Genomic DNA, 2792 nt, shown 5'->3' on the forward strand with positions numbered 1-2792 from the left:
AAGAACCAGAAGAACCAGAAGAACCAGAAGAACCAGAAGAACCAGAAACTTCTCTTGACGTGGGTAAGCTCACGCTAGTTTCAGACCTAGCTTGGCAGACGCAGGTAGATGGGAGTTTTACCAGTGCTGATGGAGCAGTGGTTAAAGTATTTCACCAGGATACCAATGCACTGCTTTTCAGGGTTGAAAATGGCAGCGTTGAGGTTGCAGGCAATGATCTCTGGGTGGATGGCGACATTTATGGAGCGGCCGCGCACGATGCACCATTGCTCGAAGGCTCTTTTAGAGTCGATGCCCAGTCGTTAGCTGTTACTGAATTTAATGACCGCGACAGTAACACCAGCCATCGTTTTGGAGGCATGGTTGAGGCCTTGATGTCAGATTTACGCTTGACGGAAAATAAACTTTTGCTAGAAGGTGATTTGCGGTTTTCGGATCAGTTCAGTTCCCTTAGTACTAATGATGCGCCAGTTATGTTTTCGGTAGATGCTGCAGGCATTATGTTGCAGAGTGATAAATGGTTGCTAGATGGAGATGGTTCTCTTCCTCTTAAACTGACCCTGTCAGGCGACGCCATGGATTTTTCTCTTTCGCATATTGGCGCAAATTATGACATTCACGAAGATGCCTTTTATTTGAGAGGTAAAGGAGAGCTTTCATGGGGAGGCGCATTGGGCAACCAGTTGCGTTTATTTGGTATCGAGCGCAGCCTGACGTTGGATTTGGTAGGCGATGCTCAGGTTTGGGGGCAAGAAGGTGATAAGTACATTCGTATTCAGCCAGATAAAGATAGCTGGAAATGGGATATCGTAGGTGATTTAACTTATGAAGCAGAGTCGATAAATTCTAATGCTGGATTTTCACCGTGGTTCACTAATGCTTCTCTATCATTAGATACGATTAATAAATCTTTTGGAGGAAGTTTTGGGGTTCAATTACCATCTGTTTTGAATTCAGTAAAAGTTCATGCCGACATTGGTGCAGAATGGGATCCGTTAGCACTTGATAGTTTAACGATGGGGGTGAATGGATTAAATATTCCATTGGCGACAACTGGCTTGAAGCTTACAGGTGGTGAGATTAACCTTAATAATTTGAGTGGTGAAAATGGAGCTGCGGGTAATTGGAGTTATGGACTAGGAGTAGATCTTGCATTAGCGACACCTCCCAATGTTAATTCGCCTTTGAAGGGAGCGTTAAACGGTGACATTGAGAAAGGTAATTATGGTGGTTATTTTGAAATTTCTTCACAGGTTAAGGATCTTTTTCCTTCTCATGAAGAGAAAAAAATAGACGAAAAACTTAGTAAGCTAGTTGGAACAGCTGAAAAATGGTTTGGAATAGATTCAAGTGCAGTGCTTGAATATACGTTGATGAGTTTGAACGGCAGGGTAGACTTGGGATTGGCAAACCGTTCTTTTAATGCCGATTTGGAAGCTTCTTTGCTTAATGATATTGTTAAGGGGAAGCTGGCTTTTTCTCAATACTGGGATGCTCCAGCTTTAGACAATTTTGCACAGCCGACAATTGATCTTATAGCTGCTGGCCCGGAGTACAAAGGTATATTGACGCTCGATGCTAGTGGGGAATTGGGCCTTAATATTCCTAAAAGCATTCCATTAGTGGGTGGCATAGGTTTAGATGGAAATGCAAGATTTCATTATACTCAAGATGGTGATTACTCTAATGACTATATTGCGGCATGGGGTAAGTTTGAGGTTGGTTGGAAATGGGCCACTTACACTTATCAGAATGGCTTCCAGTATAGTTTTGATGGTGAGTTTACCAAGCTGGGTGATAAAGAAATTGAGCTAATTGGAAGTTGGATGCTGGAGCCCGAAATGGGTGTCGTGATTCTATCGGCAAGTTGGGAGCCTGAGGTTGATGATGCACAACTTGTGGTGATCACGCCCGAAGGTGATCGGATCCATGAGCAGGACTTCGATCAGTACGATAACATTGTACTGGTGGATGATCTAAACGGTACGGGATCTCGGCACGTTGCACTCCATGAGCCCAGAAGCGGTATATGGGATATTGAAGTGATATCAGCCAGTGATCTGGGTGAAGTTGACTACTATGCTAGCGACATGCTCACGCCGCCCGAATTGACTATCGGAGCAGTGACGTTTGATTCGGCAAGCGATACTGTCGACGTGGCGTTGGATGTCACCCTAAACGACGAAACAGCGGCTAATGTTAATTTCTTCGCGACACCGGATGGCGAAAGTGAGACGCGGTTGCCACTTGAGACTATAGAGGCCATTAGTGAAGGAAAATCATCTTATACGTTTTCGACGACGCATTTGCCACCTGGTAGTTATACCCTAGGTGCGGAATTGGTCGGTGAGAGAACTGCCCCAGTGCTGGCGGTTGACAATACGCCTTTGCAAATTACAGGTGTGACTGATATCTCCCTCAGTCATGCGGTGAGTGCGCCGAATGCAAACGGCATGCGAATGGTAGAAATCACCGTGCTCAATGAGGGTGATCGGGCATCTGGAGCAAACTTATTAGAGATTGAAGTACCTGCAACTTTTGCTCAGGTTTCGGTAGGTGCAGGCGAGCTGTTGCTGGAAACCGGTGAGAATGCTCTGGCGCTTTCATCGCTTGCTCCTGGCCAGCAACACGTAGTGAAAATGCAGGTAGGCCAGATGGCTGACGTCGACTCCCTTCGGTTGACTGCGTCGCCTGAGGGGTATGAAGAGGTCTGGGAAAATAACCAACTAGTGCTTTCGATAGAGCAGTCCGACGACACTGCTCCGCAGCCGCAGCCGCAGCCGCAGCCGCAG

Annotated in this window: 1 protein-coding gene; it reads left to right on the forward strand. The window is 46.1% G+C overall.

Annotated elements, in window-relative coordinates; translation table 11 throughout:
• The coding region (locus HALA3H3_RS16705) for a hypothetical protein (RefSeq protein WP_053857020.1) at nucleotides 1-2792 on the forward strand (2792 nt) is incomplete at both ends.

This window comes from Halomonas sp. A3H3 (genome assembly GCF_000982975.1).
Taxonomy (GTDB): Bacteria; Pseudomonadota; Gammaproteobacteria; order Pseudomonadales; family Halomonadaceae; genus Vreelandella; species Vreelandella titanicae.